Here is an 18,284-nt window from a genome sequence, read left to right as displayed (position 1 = left end):
TCAGGCCTCCGGTGCGGCGTCGAACGGACGGAAGATCGGAGCGGCGGCGGGCGCCGGGGTCGGTGCGGGCCGGGCGGGCGGTGGTCCGCCGGCCGGAGCCGTGCCGTCTGCGCGCCGTCCGGCGTCGGCGAGCTGGGCGCGGGCGTCGGCGAGGATCGCCTCGTCGGTGCGCGACTGCTGGACGACGGGCCCGAGCAGGGCAGTGGCCAGGAACCCGGCCGCGGCGGTGACGAGCACCGCGGTCGCGGAGACGGGCGAGGTGGCCAGGAACCCGCTCGGGTCGGCGACGTACGGGTACTCGTACGAGCCGGCCATGGCGGCGGCGCCGAGCAGCGCCGACCACAGCGGCAGCCGACCGCGCGTGCCGACGGCGACGGCGACGCACACGAGCACGACGATCAGGACGGCGACGGCGCGCCCGCCTGCGGTGTCCGGCAGGGCGGCGGCGCGGAGCGCGTAGCCCGACCAGGCCGCGACGAAGCCCACCGCGAACCCCCCGACGCGGGCCCCGGGCGAGCGGTCGGGCACGAGCCCGAGGGCTCCGCCGAGCGCGGCGCCGAGCAGCGCGACGCCCTGCACCTCGGGGCCGAGCAGTCCGGAGAGCAGGACCGTCAGGGCTGCCAGCACGGCGAGGACGATGCCGGCGAGGACGTGTCTGGTCATGTCCACCTCGTTGTGGGTAGGCCGAGCCCTGCCAGGGCGCGGACGTGGGGGAGCGTCCGGCGGGGGGTGCTCACGGCGGCTCCGTTGCCGCCGTCGAGGACCGTCCGACCGGCTGGGCACTTCCTACCAGGGGGTGGTTTCTCCCGGACAGTCGGTACTAGGTACTTTGGTCCCGCATCGCGCGATTGTTACCGTTCCGTAACCCTGCTCGTGGGTGCGCCGGGCCGCGTCCCCCCGGCCCCGCACGCCCGTACGCTGCACGGATGAGCTGGAGCGACGACTGCCTGTGGTGGCACGTCTACCCGTTGGGATTCGTCGGCGCCGCCATCCGCGACAGCGACCACCTCGGCACCGAGCGCCGCCCGCCCCTGCACCACCTCGACCACCTCGAGCGCTGGCTCGACCACGTCGTCGACCTCGGCCTCAACGGCCTCGCGCTCGGCCCCGTCTTCGCCTCCACCAGCCACGGCTACGACACCGTCGACCACCTGCGCGTCGACCCCCGCCTCGGCGACGAGGACGACCTGCGCCAGCTGTTCCAGGCCGCGCACGACCGCGGGGTCCGCGTGCTGCTCGACGGGGTGTTCAACCACGTCGGCCGGGACTTCCCGCAGGTCAGGGCGGCGCTCGCCGACCCGACGGGCGACGCGGCCCGCTGGTTCCGGCACGAGCCCGACGGCCGGCTCGCCGTGTTCGAGGGGCACGACGGGCTCGTCCTGCTCGACCACGACGCGCCCGAGGTGGTCGAGCACGTCACCCGCGTGATGACCCACTGGCTCGACCAGGGTGCCGACGGCTGGCGCCTCGACGCCGCCTACGCCACACCCGCGCGATTCTGGGCCACGGTGCTGCCGCGCGTGCGGGCCGCGCACCCCGACGCGTACGTCGTCGGCGAGGTCATCCACGGCGACTACGCGGCGATCGTGCAGGAGTCGACGGTGGACTCCCTCACCCAGTACGAGCTGTGGAAGTCGATCTGGAGCTCGCTGCGCGAGCGCAACTTCTTCGAGCTCGACTGGACGCTGACCAGGCACGACGCGCTGCTCGACACGTTCGTCCCGTGGACCTTCGTCGGCAACCACGACGTCACCCGGATCGTCGACCAGGTCCCCGACGCGCGCCACCACCCGCACGCCCACGCGCTGCTCCTGCTGCTCGCCGGGACGCCCGCCGTCTACTACGGCGACGAGATCGGCCTGCACGGCGTGAAGGAGGACCGGCTCGGCGGCGACGACGCCGTCCGCCCGGCCTACCCCGACGCCCCCGGCGCGTGGACGCCCGAGCAGCAGGCCACGATCGACCTGCACCGCCGGCTCGTCTCGGTGCGGCGACGCCACCCGTGGCTGCGCACCGCACGCTCCCGCTCGCTCGTGCTGGAGAACGAGCTGCTGGTGCTCGAGCTGACCGCCCGCGACGGCGAGGACGGCTCGCTGGTGCTCGCCCTCAGCACGCGCGACGAGCCCGCTCGGCTCGACGTCGGACGCACCGAGCTGCTTGCCGGGGACGCGACACGGCACGGCGACGGCTGGCAGCTGCCCGCGCACGCCTGGGCCGTGCTGCGCTGACCTGCACGTCCCGCACGAACGGCCGAACCTTCACCCGCCGACGGTCCCGGTTGCTCAAGACGGGACCCCCGCGCGCCGATGAGAACGGTGTGGCAGCCATGCCGAGCACGACGCCGAGGACGGTGGGGAGACCCGCCGCTCGTCTGCGTGTGACCGGCCCGCTGACCGGCGAGCTGCCCGTCGTCCCGACGACCACCGGGCAGCACCTCGCGGTCACCCCGGAGCTGCTCCGGGCCGCGGCCGCACCGCTCGTGACGTTCGTGCCGACGCAGCGCGCGCCGCACGGCGCCGACCTGCCGCACCGCGAGAAGCACCCCGCGACGGGCAGCACCCCGTCCGTCGCCACCCCGACCCCTCCCGTGGTCCGTGCCCCGACGCCCGAACCCGCAGGGCCCGAGTCCCGCTGGGCTCCTGAGGCCGTCCGTGCGCTCGCCTCGCACGCCGTCGTGGAGGCCGTCGGGCCGGTCACCGCGCCGTCGCCCGTCGTCGGGGTCGCCGTCATCCGGACCCCCGACCGGCTCGATCCGCTGGGCCCGTTCGTGCCCGTCCGACCGCTGCACGACGTGACGGTCCGCCGCGAGCAGCCCGCACGCACGCAGCTCGCCGCGCCGTCGCCCGTCTCGTCCTCGCCCGTGACGTCCTCGCCGGTCATGTCCTCGCCGGTGACGCCGGAGCCTGTGCACCTCGAGGACCCCACCGCGACCGACACGTGGCCCACGCGCCGCTCGTTGCGCACCGTCCGCTCGCGCGCCCAGCGCACGGCACGCCTCGCGCTGCCGGGCGTCGCCGTCGCGAGCGCCTTCGCCGCCGGGTACTGCGGCCACCTGCTGCTCGGCTGACGCGCCCGGTCGCTCGAGGGTGCTCAGTCGCACGAGTCGTCGGACAACGCCCGGTCGGGCACCCTGGTCGCACGTGAAGGGTGCAGAACCGGCGTCGACCTGCCGATAGGGACGATGCCGCGTGCAGCCGGCGCACGTCGACCGCAGGGGGGGGAACCGGGGAGCATGGCGAGGACGGAGACCGGTCGTGCCGCCGCGCGCCCCCGCGCCGCCCGGGGCAAGCGACCGGATTCGTGGACCGTCGTCGGGCCGGCCGGGCTGTCCGCCGCCGACGCCCGCGACCGGGTGCGCGACCTGCTCGCCGACGCCGACCTGGCGGACGACGAGGTGCCGTCCGTCCCTCCGGGCATCGCCGCGGGAGACGTGCCGCTCGAGGCGCTCGCGGAGGCCGCCGAACGGCTTCGTGACGCGCTCGCCGAGCTCGGTCAGGCGCCGTCCGCGTCCCCGTGGCGGCTCGCCGGGTTGACCGACGCGGACCGGCTCGACCTGCGACGACTCGCCCAGGTCGTCAAGCGGCTGCTGTCGGCGAGCTCGGCTGTCGAGGACGGGCTCGTCAAGGGGCTCGCCGCCCGCGCGTTCACGCCGACGCACCTGGACCTCATGGCCGACTGGCTCGCCGCCGGGGGCTCAGCACCCCTGGTGCCCACCGGCGACGCCCGCGAGGTCGTCGGACCGACCTGGCACGCCCACGCCGCGCACGTGCGCGAGCAGGTCGAGGCGTACCGACAGGCGCACGTGCCGCACCTGGGCCCGTTCACCCCGGGCGCCCTCGCCGCCGACCTCGACCGGGCGCTGGCCGCCGCGCAGCACGCCGACACCCGGCTGCTGACCCGCAAGCGCCGTCGTCGGGAGGTCGTCGCCGCGCTCGCGGACGTCGTCCGGCCCGGCGCCGACGTCGACCTGGCGGCCCTCAGCGACGCGCTGGGCGCCCTCGTCGAGGCGCGCGACGACCTGCCCGCGCTCGTCCGGACCGTCGGTGAGCTGCCCGGGGTCGCCCTGCCCGCCGGATGGAACGCGCTCGACGACGACGAGGTCGCCTCGCTGGACCGGGCGCTCCAGGCCTGGGAGGCCGCGGCCGCGCTCGAACCGGCCGGCGAGCCCGACGGTGCGGCCGAGCTGGACGCCGCGACGCTCGCGATCGTCGCCGCCTCCGACGCGCTGCCCCCGAACGCGGCCGGCTCCCTGCGCGCGCTGGCCGACGCCTGGCGCGGGCTGATCGACGCGATGCAGGTCGGTGCTGTCGACGCGGTGTTCTGGCAGGCAGGTCGCACGCTCGCCGAGACGCTCGCGCATGACGGACCCCTGTGGCACGCCGACGTGTCGAAGGCCGGCGGCCTGACCCGGCTGACCCGGTGGGTGCGGGTGCGCGCGGCGCTCGCGGAGCTCGACGGGTACGGGCTGACCGAGGTCGGCGACCTGGTCAGGGCCGGTCGGCTCGACGCGGAGACGGTCGGCGACGCGATCGCTCTGGCGGTCGCACGCGCGGTGCTCGACGAACGTCTGACGGCCACCGGCCTCACGGTCGACGAGCCGGTGGACGGGACGGGCGACGAGGCAGCCGAGGACGCTGCGGACGACACGGTCGCCGAGACGGCGGACGCGACCGGCTCGGCCTCAGCGGGCCCCGGGGCGCTCGGGCTCCTGAGCGGGCGCGGCACCGACACGGGCGCCGGTGTCCCGCACCCGGACCTGCCCGGCGACCTGGTGATCCGCTCGGCGCTGGCCTCCCGCTACGTGCCGGCCGCCGACGCGCCCGTGCTCGACCTGTTCGTGCTCGACAACGTCGGCATCAGCAGCAACCTGGCGAAGGTCCGTGCGCAGATCGACGACATCCTCACCGCCGAGGCGCCCGTGACCGCCGAGCGCCTGGCCCGGCTGGTCGCGCGCCGGTTCGGCCTGGAACGGCTCCGTGAGGCGCGCCGGGCGACGATCCTGCAGACCGTCCCCAAGGGTCGGTTGCACCGCTCGCCCAACGGTGACCTGGTCGTCTGGCACCTCGCGCAGGACCCGGCCACGTGGACGGGCTACAGGGTCCCGGCCGACGGGACGCGTCGCGACGTCGCGGACGTGCCGTACGAGGAGCTGCGCAACGCGCTGGCCGACGTCGCGCGTCGCGCCCACGGCCTGCCGGAGGACCGGCTGGTGTCGCTGACCGCGGGCGCGTTCGGGATCGCACGACCGTCCGCGGCGGCTCGGCAGCGCCTGTCCGAGGCGGTCACGACGGCCCTGCGCGAGGGTGTGCTCGTCCGCCGGGCCGAGGCCTTGTTCGCCCCCTGAGCGGCGCGGCCCTCGGCTACTTCTGCTTGTCCAGGAAGTCCTTGGCCTTCTCGGTCACGGAGTCGACGGTCTTGTCCTGGTCGTCGTTCGTGCGCTCCTTGACGGTCTCGGCGACCTTGTCGATCGCGTCGTCGACGGCGTCACCGTGCTGCGCGAGCGCGTCCTTCGCCTTGCCCACCAGGTCGTCGATGCCCATGAGTGCTCCTTCGTCGACGCACCGGCGGGTTCGGGGACCGCCGGGTACCTGGTCGAGTCTGCCCTCGCGTCGATGCGCCTGCGCGCCGAGGGTTCAGCCGCGGGCGGCCAGCTCTCGGGCCCGCACGAGGACCGCGTCGAGCATCGTCGGGGTCAGTCGACCCGTGTACGTGTTGTGCGGGCTCACGTGGAAGCAGCCGAGCAGCGTCACGGACCGCTCCCGCCCGTCGTCGCCCGTGCGGGTGAGCACGACCTGCGCGCCGTGGCCGAACACGGGTCGCGGACGCGGCACGTCCCACCCCTGCTCGGCGAGCGTCGCGAGCACGGCCTTCCAGCCGAACCCCCCGAGCACGACGACGACCGCCGGTTCGAGCAGCGCCAGCTCGCGCGCCAGGTACGGCCCGCAGGTGCGCCGCTCCTCGGGCGTCGGGGCGTTCGCCGGCGGCGCGCACCGCACGGGTGCGGCCATCCGCAGACCGGTGAGCACCAGGCCGTCGTCCTTCGCGGTCGACGTCGGCTGCGACGCGTACCCGGTGCGGTGCAGCGCCGCGAACAGGAAGTCGCCCGACGGGTCGCCGGTGAACAGCCGGCCCGTGCGGTTGCCGCCGTGCGCCGCAGGAGCCAGCCCGACGAGCATCACGCGGGCACGCGGGTTCGACCGCGGGCTCGTTCACCGCGCACCCGCAGGTCGGCTCAGAACCGGTCCGGGTCGCCCGCGCCGACCCGCACGACCTCGGGTGCGCCCTCGGTCCAGTCGACGACCGTCGTCGGCTCCGTCCCGCAGTCCCCGGCGTCGACCACGGCGTCCAGGACCGCGTCGAGCTCCTCCTTGATCTGCCAGCCCTCGGTCATCGGCCACTCCGACCCGGGCATCAGCAGCGTGCTCGACAGCAGCGGCTCGCCCAGCTCGCGCAGGATCGCCTGCGCCACCGGGTGCTCGGTGATCCGCACCCCCACCGAGCGCTTCTTGGCGTGCGCGAGCCGACGCGGCACCTCGGGCGTGGCCGGCAGGATGAACGTGTACGGACCCGGCGTGGCTGCCTTGATCGCCCGGAACGCGCTGTTGTCCAGCACGACCAGCTGCCCGAGCTGGGCGAAGTCGGCGCACACCAGCGTGAAGTGGTGCTTGTCGTCCAGGTGCCGGATCTGCCGGATGCGGTCGGCCCCCGCGTGGTTCTCGATCCGCGTGCCGAGCGCGTAGCAGGAGTCGGTCGGGTACGCGATCACCGCGTCGTCCCGCAGCATCGCGACGACCTGGCTGATCGACCGTGGCTGGGGATTCTCGGGGTGGACGTCCAGGTAGCGGGCCATGGGACGAGCCTAGGAGCGCGGCGGTGGGGCGCGCGACCCATCGTTGGCCTCCGGGTGCCCGCTGGAGTGGTGCTGCCGCGCGTCGCGAACTAGGCCATCCGGGTGGCACCGGGAGTCCCAGGTCGGTTCCCGGCCTGAAAGGGGGTCGTAACACCTATCACTCTGGTTAGCGTCTGCTGTGATTCGTGACGGCGCAGAAGCCTGCACGGTGCGGAGCTCGCAGCGGGTGCGCTCCGGTCTCGTAGGGGGTCCTGGGTGCCTGGTCTGCGTTCGCTCTTCGGTGTTCCGGCTCGTTGGCGCCTCTTCGTCCCCGCCACCGCGGCGGCGGCCGTGGCGGCTGTGGCGATGGTCGGGCTGCCCGCAGCCGCTGCGCCCCGCGTAGTCGAGCCGGCGGCATCGCAGGTGGTCGAGGACCCGGAGCCGCTCACCGCCGCGGATGCGGTGTCGGCGCAGGCGATCGCCAGGTTGCAGAACCAGCCGGTCGAGGTGATCGGCGAGCGAACAGAGGTCGGATCGGTCTTCGCCCTGCCCGACGGACGGATGGCGTCCTCGCAGGGCGCCGGGCCGGTCTGGGTGCGTGAGGGTGGCGATGGTTCGGCAGCCGAGGACTGGTCGCCGGTCGATCTGACACTCGAGGCTCAAGCCGATGGCACGGTCCAGCCCATCGCGCAGGGCGCGGACCTGACCCTCTCGGGAGGTTCGGTCCTCGGCCCGGGCACGGAGGAGGCGACCACGCTGGCCACGCTGACGGAGCCGGCGTCCGGTGTGACGACCGAGATCAGCTGGGGCGGCCCGCTCCCCGCTCCGCGGCTCGAGGGTCGACGTGCGGTGTACCCCGATGTTCGCCAGGGCATCGATCTGGTCGTCGAGGCCACGAGTACGGGCCTGGAGCAGTTCTTCGTGATCAACGAGCGGCCCGGGTCGGGTGAGTCCCTTGAGCTGCCGCTCACCGTCGCCTCGACCGGCGGTGAGGTCGCGACTACGGAGGATGGCGGCCTGTCGGTCGTCGCGGACGGGGCGGTCGTCGCCTCGTCACCGACCGCCCTGATGTGGGACGCCGAGACCGACGGCGGTCGGGCGTTCCCGCTGACCGTGGACCGTCCGGCCGAGGACCCGGCTCTGACGAGACTGTCGCCGATGCCCGAGTGGGTCGTCTCCGGAGCTGAGACGTCGACGCCGCGCACGAGCGCCGAGGGCGGAGCCGACACGCCGGCCGCGCCCCCGGGCGATGGCAGCATCGACACCGCCTCAGGGCTGGTCGCCGTCGAGCACGATGTGGACCAGCAGGAGCCCGACGCGGCCCTCTTGACCTTGACTCCACAGGAGGAGTTCCTCCACGACCCGGACACCGAGTACCCGGTGGTGGTCGACCCTCAGTTCGAGTTCCAGATGGGGTTCGACACCTACATCCTCAAGGGCTACGAACAGAACCGAGAGGGCGAAGGCACCCTCAACATCGGGACCTACGACGGGGGGACCCACATCGGGCGCGCCTTCATCACGTTCCCGACAGCGCCGCTCGCCGGCAAGCAGGTGCTCGAGTCGGAGCTGGGTCTGTACAACTACTACGCGTGGTCGTGCACCGTCGCCCGGCAGTGGGACGTCCTCGCCGCCAACCCCGCTAACTCAGGGACGGTCGGGTGGGGCTCGCAGCCCCCGCTCGGTGGCGTCGTCGCCTCGTCGACTGCGACCGCGTGCGGCGACTGGGCGGTCACCAACGTCACGGGCCTCGCGCAGATCTGGGCGAACACCGGCCAGCCGGACGGGAACATCGCGCTGAAGGCCGCGAACGAGGGCGACAACTACGGGTGGAAGAAGTTCTACTCCGCTAACAACGGCGCGGGGATCCCCACCCTGTGGACGACCTACAACTCGGTGCCGGACAAGCCGACCAACACCTCGATGTCCGGCGCACCCACGTTCAAGCCGATCGTCAACTGGATCGGTACGGCGACGCCGACCTTGTACGCCACCATCACCGACGCCGACGTCGGCGGCCTGAACGGTCACTTCTGGGTGATGGACGCAAACGCCAACGCGGAGGTCTACCGCGGCGTCGTCGCGGCGACCGCCGGCGCGGCGATCTCGACGACGGTCTCTCCTGCGCTGAAAGAAGGAGGCATCTACTACTGGGCCGTCAAGTCCGGTGATTGCTGCCTCTTCGGCCAGCAGAGCGACTGGTTCTGGTTCGGTATCGACACGGTCGCTCCCTTGGCTCCGAACGTCGCCTCGACCGCCTATCCGAGCGACGCCGCGTGGCACGGTGAGCCCGGTCAGGCCGGTGCCTTCACCGTGAGCATGCCGTCGGGCGACGGCACTGTCTCCGGCTACCGCTGGGGCCTCGACAAGGCTCCCGACCCGGCACAGCAGGTGACGACGACGTCGGGTGCAGCAGCGGCCATCAGCGTGACGCCCCCCGACGCCGGTCGGCACGTCCTGCAGGTGCAGGCCGTCGACCGGGCGGGCAACGTCTCGGGAATCAGCAAGTACGTCTTCAGGGTCGGTCAGGCCGGTATCGTCGGCCCTGAGGACGGCGCCCAGGTCGTGCAGCGTGCGCGCATCGCGGTCGAAGCCATGCCCGGGCTCGCCTATGTGCACTTCCAGTGGCGCCGCGGGCCGGACTCGCCGGCCACGGACGTGAAGGACGTCCCGCCGGCTCTGCTGTCGACCTCGGCAGGGCAGGCGTGGAGCTCACCCTGGCAGGAGCTCCCGGCGACGTCGGGCTACACGACGTGGGACGTGGGTCGAGCGCTCGGATTCGAGGGTGGGCCCGTGCAGATTCGCGCTCAGCTGTCCTCGTCGCCGAGCGGCACGACGCCGAAGGACACGCAGTGGGTGACGTTGAATGTCGACCCGGACGCCGATGGCGCCGCGACCGCATCGGTCGGGCCGGCTTCGGTGAACCTGCTGACGGGTGACAGCACGATGTCCGTGACGGACGTCGAGGAGTTCGGTATCGCGCTCGTCCGCACAACCTCCTCGCGCGACACGGATGGTGGTTACCAGCTGCAGAAGGACGCGCTGACAACGGCACAGCAAGAGGGATCGGACGCCGCGGGGATGTCGAGCCCGGGCTCCGCCACTGTCACGGTGGACACGACGCTCCACCACTCCGGAAGCACGTCCTACAGGGTCAGCCCGGTTGCGGGTAGCGCCTACTCGTTTGCAGCAGTGGGAGGCAGCGACGTCGGCGGGATGCGACTCGGGATGAAGCCCGGCCGTTCCTATCGGGTGTCAGCGTGGATCTACGTGCCTGCGGCCACCGGGCTCCTCTCGTCGAGCGACTACGCCCTTCAGATCGGCGCGTTCACACGCGTCGGGACAGCGCCCTACGAGAACACGAAGTCGTCGCGGGCTGCCCTGACGAATGCATGGCAGCGTCTGACGCTTGACGTCACCGTCCCCGCGGGAGCCACCGAGGCCGGAGTTCGGCTCTACGACGGCTTCACCAGTCCTGACAAGGTTGTTTATTTCGACGACGTCTCCGTGACCGAGCTGTGGTCGCCGTTCGGGCCCGAGTGGGATCTCGGGACGGCGGATGCCTCTGCGGGCACCGCGTACACACGCATCACCAGGCCCTACGACGATGTCGCGTCGCTCGAGCTCACAGGTGGCGCCGACGTCTGGTTCACGCAGGGGGCAGACGGCGCCTGGTGGCCCGAGCCGGGCGCCGAGTCGCTGCGACTGACGTCGACGTCGCCGACAACGTGGAGGCTCACCGAGATCGACGGGACGGTCACGGACTTCGAGAAGAACGCGAGCTCGAACGACTTCGGGATCCGCTCCACGGCACCGCCGGCCGCCGCGGGGGCCACTCGCCACATCTACGACGTCGCGACCGTCCCTGGCGTCTCGCGGCTGTCTCGGATCATCGCGCCCATCGAGCCGGGGGTGGACGGGTGGCCGAGCAATGCGCAGGCGTGCACGACGGTCGTTCCCGCGCGCGGATGCGAAGTCGTGGAGCTGGACTATGCGACGACCACTAGCGCAACGGCGACGAGTCCGGGGTCGTATGCCGGCCGAGTGTCACTGGCGTCCGCCTGGACGTGGAATGGCGCGACGATGTCCAAGACGCCGGTCGCGTCGTATGCCTACACCGCGGACGGTCGGCTCGCGCAGGTCTCTGACCCGAGAATCGTCGCCGCAGGCGCCTCGGCGCAGGTCACGTCCTACACCTACGACTCGTCCGGGCGGCTGGCGTCCGTGACGGCACCGGGCGACGCTCCGTTCCGCTTCGCCTACGGCCCGGGTGGGACGACCAAGACGGGTGCAGGTGACTACATCGACCCGGCTCCCGGCCGTCTCCTCCAGGTCTCCAGGGCATCGCTCGTGCCTGGAACTGCTGACCAGTGGGGTCCGGACAACACGACGACCATCGTGTACGGCGTTCCTCTCACGCGCGCATCCGGCGGTCCCTACGACCTTGACGCCGGCACCATCAGCACCTGGGCCCAGGAGGATGGACCGACCGACGCGACCGCGGTCTTTGGTCCGCTGGACACGCCGTCGGTGACGTCGGCGACCGCCACGCAGCCCGGGCCCGATGGGTACTCCGCCGCCACGGTCTCGTACCTGAACGCGTCAGGTCTCGAGGTGAACACGGCCTCCCCGGCGGGGGCGGGCTCTCCGGTCGAGGGGTACATCGATACCGCCGAGTACGACGGGCGCGGCAATGCGGTCCGCACCCTGGATGCGACGAATCGGCTCCTGGCGCTGGGGAAGCTGCCTGACGCGACCGCGATGCTCGCCGCGTGGGGGCTGGAGACCCGGACGCCACCCGAACTTGCCCAACTGCTCGACGCACGCAACGCCTACAGCGAGGACGGGCTGGACCTGCTGGTCTCGGTCGGGCCCGTGCAGCGGCTCGCAGTGGGCAACGACTCGAGTGACGTGCGGAGCCTTCGGCCGACGACGGCCAACACGTACGACGAGGGCAAGCCCGACGGCGCTCAGTACCACCTTGTGACCACCACGACGACCTTCGGGCAGGACATCGTCCCGACGGGTACGTCGTCCGGCCTACCCCTGGTGACCGGCGCGACCTTCGATCCACTGGTCACGAAGAACGGCTACACGCCCGTCGACGGCGCGTCGGCGCTCGGTGCCACGTCGGGTTGGAAGCACGGTCAGCCGACCTCCGTCACGGTGGACGCCGGCCAGCCGTCGGCGCTGACGTCGACGGTGGTGTACGACGATCGCGCTCGTGCGGTGAGGTCGTCCAAGCCAGGGTCGTCCGGGGTGGACGCCGGCACGACGATCGCGGTCTTCTACACGGCGGGGGCCAACGCCACCGACGCTGCGTGCGGCAATCGACCGGAGTGGGCCGGCCAACCGTGTTTGACGAGGTCGGCCGGTGCTGTCACCGGCCATGACGCGGCGCGCATGGACTCGAACCTGCCTACCAAACGGGTGGAGGGCTACAACCAGTTCGGTTCGCCGACGGTCGTGACCGATTCCGTGGGCTCGGAGAAGCGCACGTCGACGACGACGTATGACGCCGCGGACCGGGTCGTCGCTGTGGCGTTGACCGGTACCGCGGGCACGGGTGCAGCGATCGCCACGACGCGCACCACATACGACCCGGTCACGGGCGACGTGGTCAAGAACGCGTCGGTGGATGCGAACGGCGCCGAGACGGCGGCGATCACCAAGGAGTACGACAAGCTCGGTCGTCTGACGAAGTACACCGATGCGGCCGGCGGTTGGACGAGGACGACCTACGACAGGCTCGGTCAGCCGCTGACGGTCACGGACTCGATCGGCACGACGCGCACGTACACCTACGACCGCGCGGTGGAGCCGCGCGGGTTCGTCACGCAGATGGTCGACTCGGTGGCCGGCACGATCACGCCGACGTGGGGTCCGGACGGTCAGCTGGAGTCGCAGCTGTTGCCCGGTGGTGTGCGGTTGACGGTCACGTACGACACGGCGCGGGTGCCGACGGCCCGGACGTACACGCGGGTGTCGGACGGGGTGGTGATCGCGCGGGACTCGGTGGTGGAGAACCACCGTGGCCAGTGGATCACGCACGCGTCGGACACGGGCGTGCGCAACTACCGGTACGACCGTCTGGGCCGTCTGACGGGTGTGGACGACACGTCCGCGGCGACGGATCAGTGCACGTCCCGCACGTACGGGTACGACACGCACACCAACCGGACGTCGTTCACGCAGGCGACCGGTGCGGTGGCGGACGTGTGCCCGGGCACGACGGGCGCCACGACGGTGACCTCCTCGTACGACACTGCGGATCGGTTGGTCTCGACGAGCGGGGCGAACGGGTCGTCCTGGTCGTATGACCTGTTCGGGCGGGTCACGGCGATGCCGGTGGCCGGTGGGTCGGTCGTGGCTGCCAACGAGTACTTCGTGAACGATCTGGTGGCTGCGCAGGAGGTGCCCGGCGCCACGCGCAGCGTGTGGGGCCTGGATCCGTTGCAGCGGTTCGCCACGCAGGACACGTCGGTGTGGGTGGATGGGGCGTGGGCGAACTCGACCGAGCAGGTCAGTCACTTCGATGGTGATGGTGATGAGCCGGCGTGGATCGTGGAGGACGCCACGTTGCCGGATGTGGTGTCGCGGTTCGTGGAGGGGATGGATGGTGCGGTCGCGGTGGCCACGACCGGTACGGGTGGTCGGGTGTTGCAGCTGGTGAATCTGCATGGGGATGTGACCGGGACGCTGCCGATCGGTGACGGCGAGCCGGTCGCGTCGTGGTCGGGTCTGCAGTTCACGTCGTTCGATGAGTTCGGGAACCCGGAGCCGTTGACGTCGGCGGCGACGGGGAACGCTCCGCCGGCTGCTCGGGGCCGGTACGGGTGGTTGGGGGCTGCGCAGCGGTCGGCTGATACCCCGACGGGCACGATCTTGATGGGTGTTCGCCTGTACTCGCCGGTGATCGGGCGGTTCTTGCAGGTGGACCCGGTGCCGGGTGGGTCGGCCAGTGCGTATGACTACTGCAACGCGGACCCGGTGAACTGCACGGATCTGGGTGGCACGTTCTCCTGGAAGGGCCTGGCCAAGGTCGTCGCGGTGGTTGCCGAGGCGTCCTCGATGTTCGTGCCTGGTCCGATCGGGTTCGCTATCGGGGCCGTGGCCGTGGGGGCGTACCTGGCCGCCGACGAAGGCGACGCGGCGAAGATGGCGGCTATCGGGGCCGCCGCTACGCTCGTGGGTGCCGGTGTGGCCGTGGCCGCGGTCAAGGCCGCCCGCCTCGTCAAGACCGCTCAGGCCCTCGGCCGACTCGCCACACGTGCAGCACCGAAGATGGAGCGCGCGGCAAGTGGCACTTTCGCGCCGTGGAACTCGACGAAGAAGCTCTCGTCGATAGAGAATGCTATGAAGCATTTCAGCAAGCATGGGATCGAAGTTGGCGCGCGCAACCTAAGAGGTTACGTTGTGAAGGCCAACAGGTTTCTGGAGTCACGCTTGCCAGCATTGACCCGCACGCGTGCGTCAGACGGAGCATTTGTGAGATGGAATCCGATCACGAATCACATTGGCGTCAGATCCGCCGGCGGGGCGCCTCAGACCTTCTTCCGGGCTGCGACCCGGGGAGAAGGATGGAAGCAGTTTCGTGCGCGCTAAGGGGCTGTGATGAACCTACAACTGTGCAGGGTCTGCGGTTGGGATCTCGGCGAGAATGGCTGGGAGGGGCCCGGCGCGACGCCGAACTACGTGATCTGTGACTGCTGTGGCAATGAGTCTGGTGTGGATGATCTCGACCGCAAGATGATTGGCGCGCGCCGCGCAGCGTGGATCAGCAAGGGATTTCTATGGATGAACGAGGAGAGCCGACCTTCGAATTGGGTACCCGAACATCAGCTGAACACCGTGGCTCTGCTCTGGCCATAGGAATCGGTAGGTCATACCGACTCGTATCAGGTACGCCACTGACATCGTCGTATGGCAGTGCGGATGGGTTGGTGTCGCCGAGTGCCGCGGGTGGCTCGTCGCGGTCGTATGACCTGTTCGGGCGGATCACGGCGATGCCGGTGGCCGACGGGCCGGTGGTGGGGCTGCTGTCGCTCCTGCGCCTCACGGCTCGGCATCGGCGACGGGGATGAGAGGCCGACTGTGAGCCGTCCGTGCGCCATCTGGGTGCCGCCTGAGATCCGTACGTCGAATCAGCCCCCTGAGGGATCGCGCACCAGTTGAATTCCCTCATGACGACTCCCGAGAGCGACCAGCCCGCCACACCCGACCAGAGCCCCGATGCGGCTCCGGCCTCTCAGATCGACCCGCCCACCGTCGAGGTTCCGGCACCCGCGCTCGAGGCGGCGGCGGTCCCCGCAGACCCCGCGGGCCCCGCGGCCGACGCGACGCCTCCGGCGCCCGTGTACGGCTACGCCGGCGCCGAGATCGCGCCGCCCGAGGTCGCACCCGGCGAGGAGGGCGCCAAGGCCCTGCGTGGCGCCGTGCTGACGTTCTGGGCCGGTGTCGCGGTCCTCGTCCTCGGCGGCGGGTCGGCCCTGCTCGCCTCGGACCGCGGCGGGGTGGTGTGGACCGGTGGCCTGATCTTCGGCGTGATCCTGCTGGTGCGCTCGTTCGCCGCGTACAAGACGGCACGCGGAGCCGGCGCCCCGGCGCTCGGACGGCCTGGGTGGGCGCTGGCCGCCGTGGGTCTGGTCGCCGCGGTGGGTGTCGGCCTGGCCGGTGCCGGCCAGTTCCTCGACGCGAAGATGTCGGAGCCGACGGAGGCCGAGGCCACCGGCTCGTGCTGGGAGGTCGTCGACAACTCGACGATGCAGCAGGTGGCGTGCGACTCCGACCACGAGTTCCTGGCGGTCGGCGAGGTGTCCGACCCCGAGCAGTGCTCGCTGGACGCGACCGCCTACGTGGAGCTGGACGACAGCTTCCTCTGCCTCGCCGACGACTGAACTGGCCAGGCGGGCGTCACCTCAGTAGGCCCGGAGGTGACGCCCGTCCGTCGCCGTCAGGCCTTGTGCGGCGCGACGCCCCGCAGCTCGTCGGCCGGGAACCGCCGGCGGGAGTCGGCGAGCTTGGCGCGTGCGGCCGCACCGAGGTCGACGCCCAGCACGTCGGCCAGCCGCACCAGGTAGACGAGGACGTCGGCCATCTCCTCGGCGGCACGCCGCTGGCGTCCCTCGGGGCCGAACTCGGTGGCGGCGCGGTCGGCGGGGATCCACTGGAACAGCTCGGCGAGCTCCCCGACCTCGCCGACCAGGGCGAGCACGAGCGACTTCGGGTCGTGGAACTGCTCCCAGTCGCGCTCGACCGAGAACTCCCGCACGAGCCTGGTCAGCTCGGCGATCTCCTGCTCCTGCGCGTCGGCGTCCACCGGCCCAGCCTCGCACAGCGGGAGGCCGGGCCGGCCCGGCGTCAGGCCGGCAGCAGGTGGTCGGGGCACACCTCGAAACGGTCGGGGGACATGACCAGCTCGGCCCGCCCGCCGGTGATCGAGCGCAGGTCGAGCACGTAGCGGGTCAGCTCGGCCTCGGGCACGGTCGCCTCGATGCGCACCAGACCGTCGTCGAGCGACGTCGTCGTCGTGATGTGCCCCCGCCGGGAGGACAGGTCGCTCATCACGTCGCCCTGCGTGGCGCTCGGCACCGTGACGGACACGTGGCTGACGGGCTCGAGCACGGTCGTGCCGGCCGCCTGCAACGCCTCCTTGACCCCCACGGCCGCGGCCGTGCGGAACGCCATGTCCGAGGAGTCGACCGAGTGGGACTTGCCGTCGAAGACCTCGACGCGCAGGTCGACGACGGGGTAGCCGTGCGGGCCGCCCGTGGCCATGGCCTCGGTGACGCCGCGGTGCACGGCAGGCAGGTACGAGCGGGGGATCGCGCCGCCGACGACCGAGTCGACGAACTCGAACCCGGTGCCGTGCGGCAGCGGCGAGACGCGCAGCTGCACGACCGCGTACTGCCCGTGCCCGCCGGACTGCTTCTTGACCTTGCCCTCGGCCTCGACCTCGCGCGCGATGGTCTCCCGGTACCCGACGGGCACCGGCGAGGTCGTCACGTGCACGCCGAACACGCGGGCGAGCCGTTCGAGGGCGACGGCCAGGTGCGTGTCCCCGAGCCCGCGCAGCACGGTCCGGTCGGTCGAGCGGTCGATGACGAGCGTTGGGTCCTCCGCGACGAGCCGGGCCAGCGCGGCCGAGAGCCGGTCGTCGTCGGACTGCGTGACGGGTTCGAGCGCGAGCGCGTACACCGCGGGCCGGGGTCGCGTCGGCGGCGCGATCACGGCAGGACCGGCGCCGACCCGGGCGGTCAGCAGCGAGCCCGTGGGCGTGCCGGTCAGCTTGGCGACGGCCGCGATCTCCCCGGCCACGACCTGGTCGGTCGGCACGTGCTCCTTGCCGCGCAGGCGGAACAGCCCGGGCAGCCGCTCCTCGGTCTTCGTCGTCGTGTTGAGCAGCTTGTCGCCCGGGCGCACCGTGCCGGACAGCACGCGGAACATCGTCATCTGGCCGACGAACGGGTCGGCGACCGTGCGGAACGCGTGCAGGAGCGCAGGTCCGGACGGGTCGGCGGACACCGGCACGTCCAGGTCGCCGGCGAGCACGCGGGAGTCCCGGTCGGCGGGCGAGGGGCCCAGCTCGCACAGCAGGTCGGCCAGCCGGTCCACGCCGACCTCGGTCAGCCCGGACGCGACGAGCACGGGGAACGCCTCCAGGTCCCGCACCTCGTGGGCGAGCGTGCGCTCCAGCTCGGCGGCCGTGGGCACGTCGCCGGACAGGTACCTCTCGAGCTGGTCGTCGTCGTGCGCGACGATCTCCTCGGTGACCGCCTCGTGCAGCCGGTGCTCCTCGTCCGCCAGGGCGGCGGGCATCGTGCCCGCGTGATGGGTGCCGTCGGGCGCGTACTCCCACGGCTCCTCGCTGAGCACGTCGGCGACCCCGCCGAACGCCTGCTCCTCGCCCAGCGGCAGCTCCAGGGCCACGAGCCCCTCGCCGAACGCCTCACGCAGGTCGGCCAGCACGTGCCGGAAGTCGGCGCGCGCCTTGTCCTCCTTGGTCACGACGACCATGCGGGGGATCCCGGCCTCGGCGGCGGCCTTCCACGCCTGGTGCGTCCCGGCCTGCACGCCGTCGACGGCGCTGACCACGACGAGCGCGAGGTCCGCGACCGCCAGGGCGGCGTCGACGGCCCCCGCGAAGTCCGCGGTGCCGGGGGTGTCGAGCAGGGTGACGTCGTACGTCAGCCCATCAGGTGCCCGCCAGGGAAAGGGGGCGACTGCCAGTCCGAGGGACAGCCCGCGGGCGATCTCCTCGGGTTCGTGGTCGGTGACCGTCGAGCCGTCCTCGACGCGACCGGCGCGGGTGACGACCCCGGCTCGGTGCAGGAGGGCTTCGGCGAGCGTGGTCTTGCCCGAGCCGCTCTGGCCCACGAGGGCCACCGTGCGGATCCGCGGCGTCATTGCCTGGTCCATGTCGTCTCCAAGGGAGAGCCGGTCTTCCCGTCAGAGT

10 protein-coding genes and 1 pseudogene are annotated in these 18,284 nt (G+C 72.0%); 5 read left to right on the top strand and 6 right to left on the bottom strand.

Annotated elements, in window-relative coordinates; genetic code table 11:
- Positions 1 to 663: a hypothetical protein gene (locus tag BKA22_RS06395; protein ID WP_146952728.1), complete on the bottom strand. Its 663-nt coding sequence runs from the start codon at positions 661 to 663 to the stop codon at positions 1 to 3.
- Positions 664 to 926: 263 nt separating this feature from the next.
- On the opposite strand from BKA22_RS06395, the gene BKA22_RS06390 reads away from it, so the two are divergent.
- From BKA22_RS06390 to BKA22_RS06380, 3 genes are all read left to right on the top strand, one after another.
- On the top strand, positions 927 to 2,228 hold the full coding sequence (locus BKA22_RS06390) for an alpha-amylase family glycosyl hydrolase (protein WP_146952727.1): 1,302 nt from the start codon (positions 927 to 929) through the stop codon (positions 2,226 to 2,228).
- Between the two features lie 149 nt (positions 2,229 to 2,377).
- Positions 2,378 to 3,067: a hypothetical protein gene (locus BKA22_RS06385; protein ID WP_146952726.1), complete on the top strand. Its 690-nt coding sequence runs from the start codon at positions 2,378 to 2,380 to the stop codon at positions 3,065 to 3,067.
- 165 nt (positions 3,068 to 3,232) lie between these two features.
- On the top strand, positions 3,233 to 5,344 hold the full coding sequence (locus tag BKA22_RS06380) for a DUF3320 domain-containing protein (protein WP_179561662.1): 2,112 nt from the start codon (positions 3,233 to 3,235) through the stop codon (positions 5,342 to 5,344).
- Positions 5,345 to 5,360: 16 nt separating this feature from the next.
- Here BKA22_RS06380 and BKA22_RS06375 read toward each other — a convergent pair whose 3' ends face one another.
- From BKA22_RS06375 to BKA22_RS06365, 3 genes and pseudogenes are all read right to left on the bottom strand, one after another.
- Positions 5,361 to 5,540, bottom strand: coding sequence for an antitoxin (locus BKA22_RS06375; RefSeq protein ID WP_146952724.1), 180 nt, complete (start codon positions 5,538 to 5,540; stop codon positions 5,361 to 5,363).
- 93 nt (positions 5,541 to 5,633) lie between these two features.
- A pseudogene (locus tag BKA22_RS06370) lies at positions 5,634 to 6,188 on the bottom strand (uracil-DNA glycosylase family protein); the annotation flags it as partial.
- Positions 6,189 to 6,232: 44 nt separating this feature from the next.
- Positions 6,233 to 6,850, bottom strand: coding sequence for an L-threonylcarbamoyladenylate synthase (locus BKA22_RS06365; RefSeq protein ID WP_146952723.1), 618 nt, complete (start codon positions 6,848 to 6,850; stop codon positions 6,233 to 6,235).
- Positions 6,851 to 7,105: 255 nt separating this feature from the next.
- Between BKA22_RS06365 and BKA22_RS06360 the strand changes: the two genes are divergently transcribed.
- The gene (locus BKA22_RS06360) at positions 7,106 to 14,434 is read left to right on the top strand and encodes a DNRLRE domain-containing protein (protein WP_146952722.1); all 7,329 of its coding nucleotides are present in this window, start codon (positions 7,106 to 7,108) and stop codon (positions 14,432 to 14,434) included.
- Between the two features lie 578 nt (positions 14,435 to 15,012).
- Entirely contained in the window at positions 15,013 to 15,726 is a 714-nt protein-coding gene (locus tag BKA22_RS06355) for a hypothetical protein (protein ID WP_179561661.1), read from the top strand.
- A 56-nt stretch (positions 15,727 to 15,782) separates the two neighbouring features.
- On the opposite strand, the gene BKA22_RS06350 is transcribed toward BKA22_RS06355, so the two are convergent.
- Together BKA22_RS06350 and BKA22_RS06345 are read right to left on the bottom strand one after the other, a co-directional pair.
- Entirely contained in the window at positions 15,783 to 16,148 is a 366-nt protein-coding gene (locus BKA22_RS06350) for a nucleotide pyrophosphohydrolase (RefSeq protein ID WP_223203548.1), read from the bottom strand.
- Between the two features lie 41 nt (positions 16,149 to 16,189).
- On the bottom strand, positions 16,190 to 18,247 hold the full coding sequence (locus BKA22_RS06345; protein WP_146952719.1) for an elongation factor G: 2,058 nt from the start codon (positions 18,245 to 18,247) through the stop codon (positions 16,190 to 16,192).
- Positions 18,248 to 18,284 lie beyond the last annotated feature (37 nt).

Origin of the sequence: Cellulomonas soli, from assembly GCF_013409305.1 — a bacterium.
GTDB lineage: Bacteria > Actinomycetota > Actinomycetes > Actinomycetales > Cellulomonadaceae > Cellulomonas > Cellulomonas soli.
This window is presented reverse-complemented; position numbering and strand designations above follow the sequence as displayed.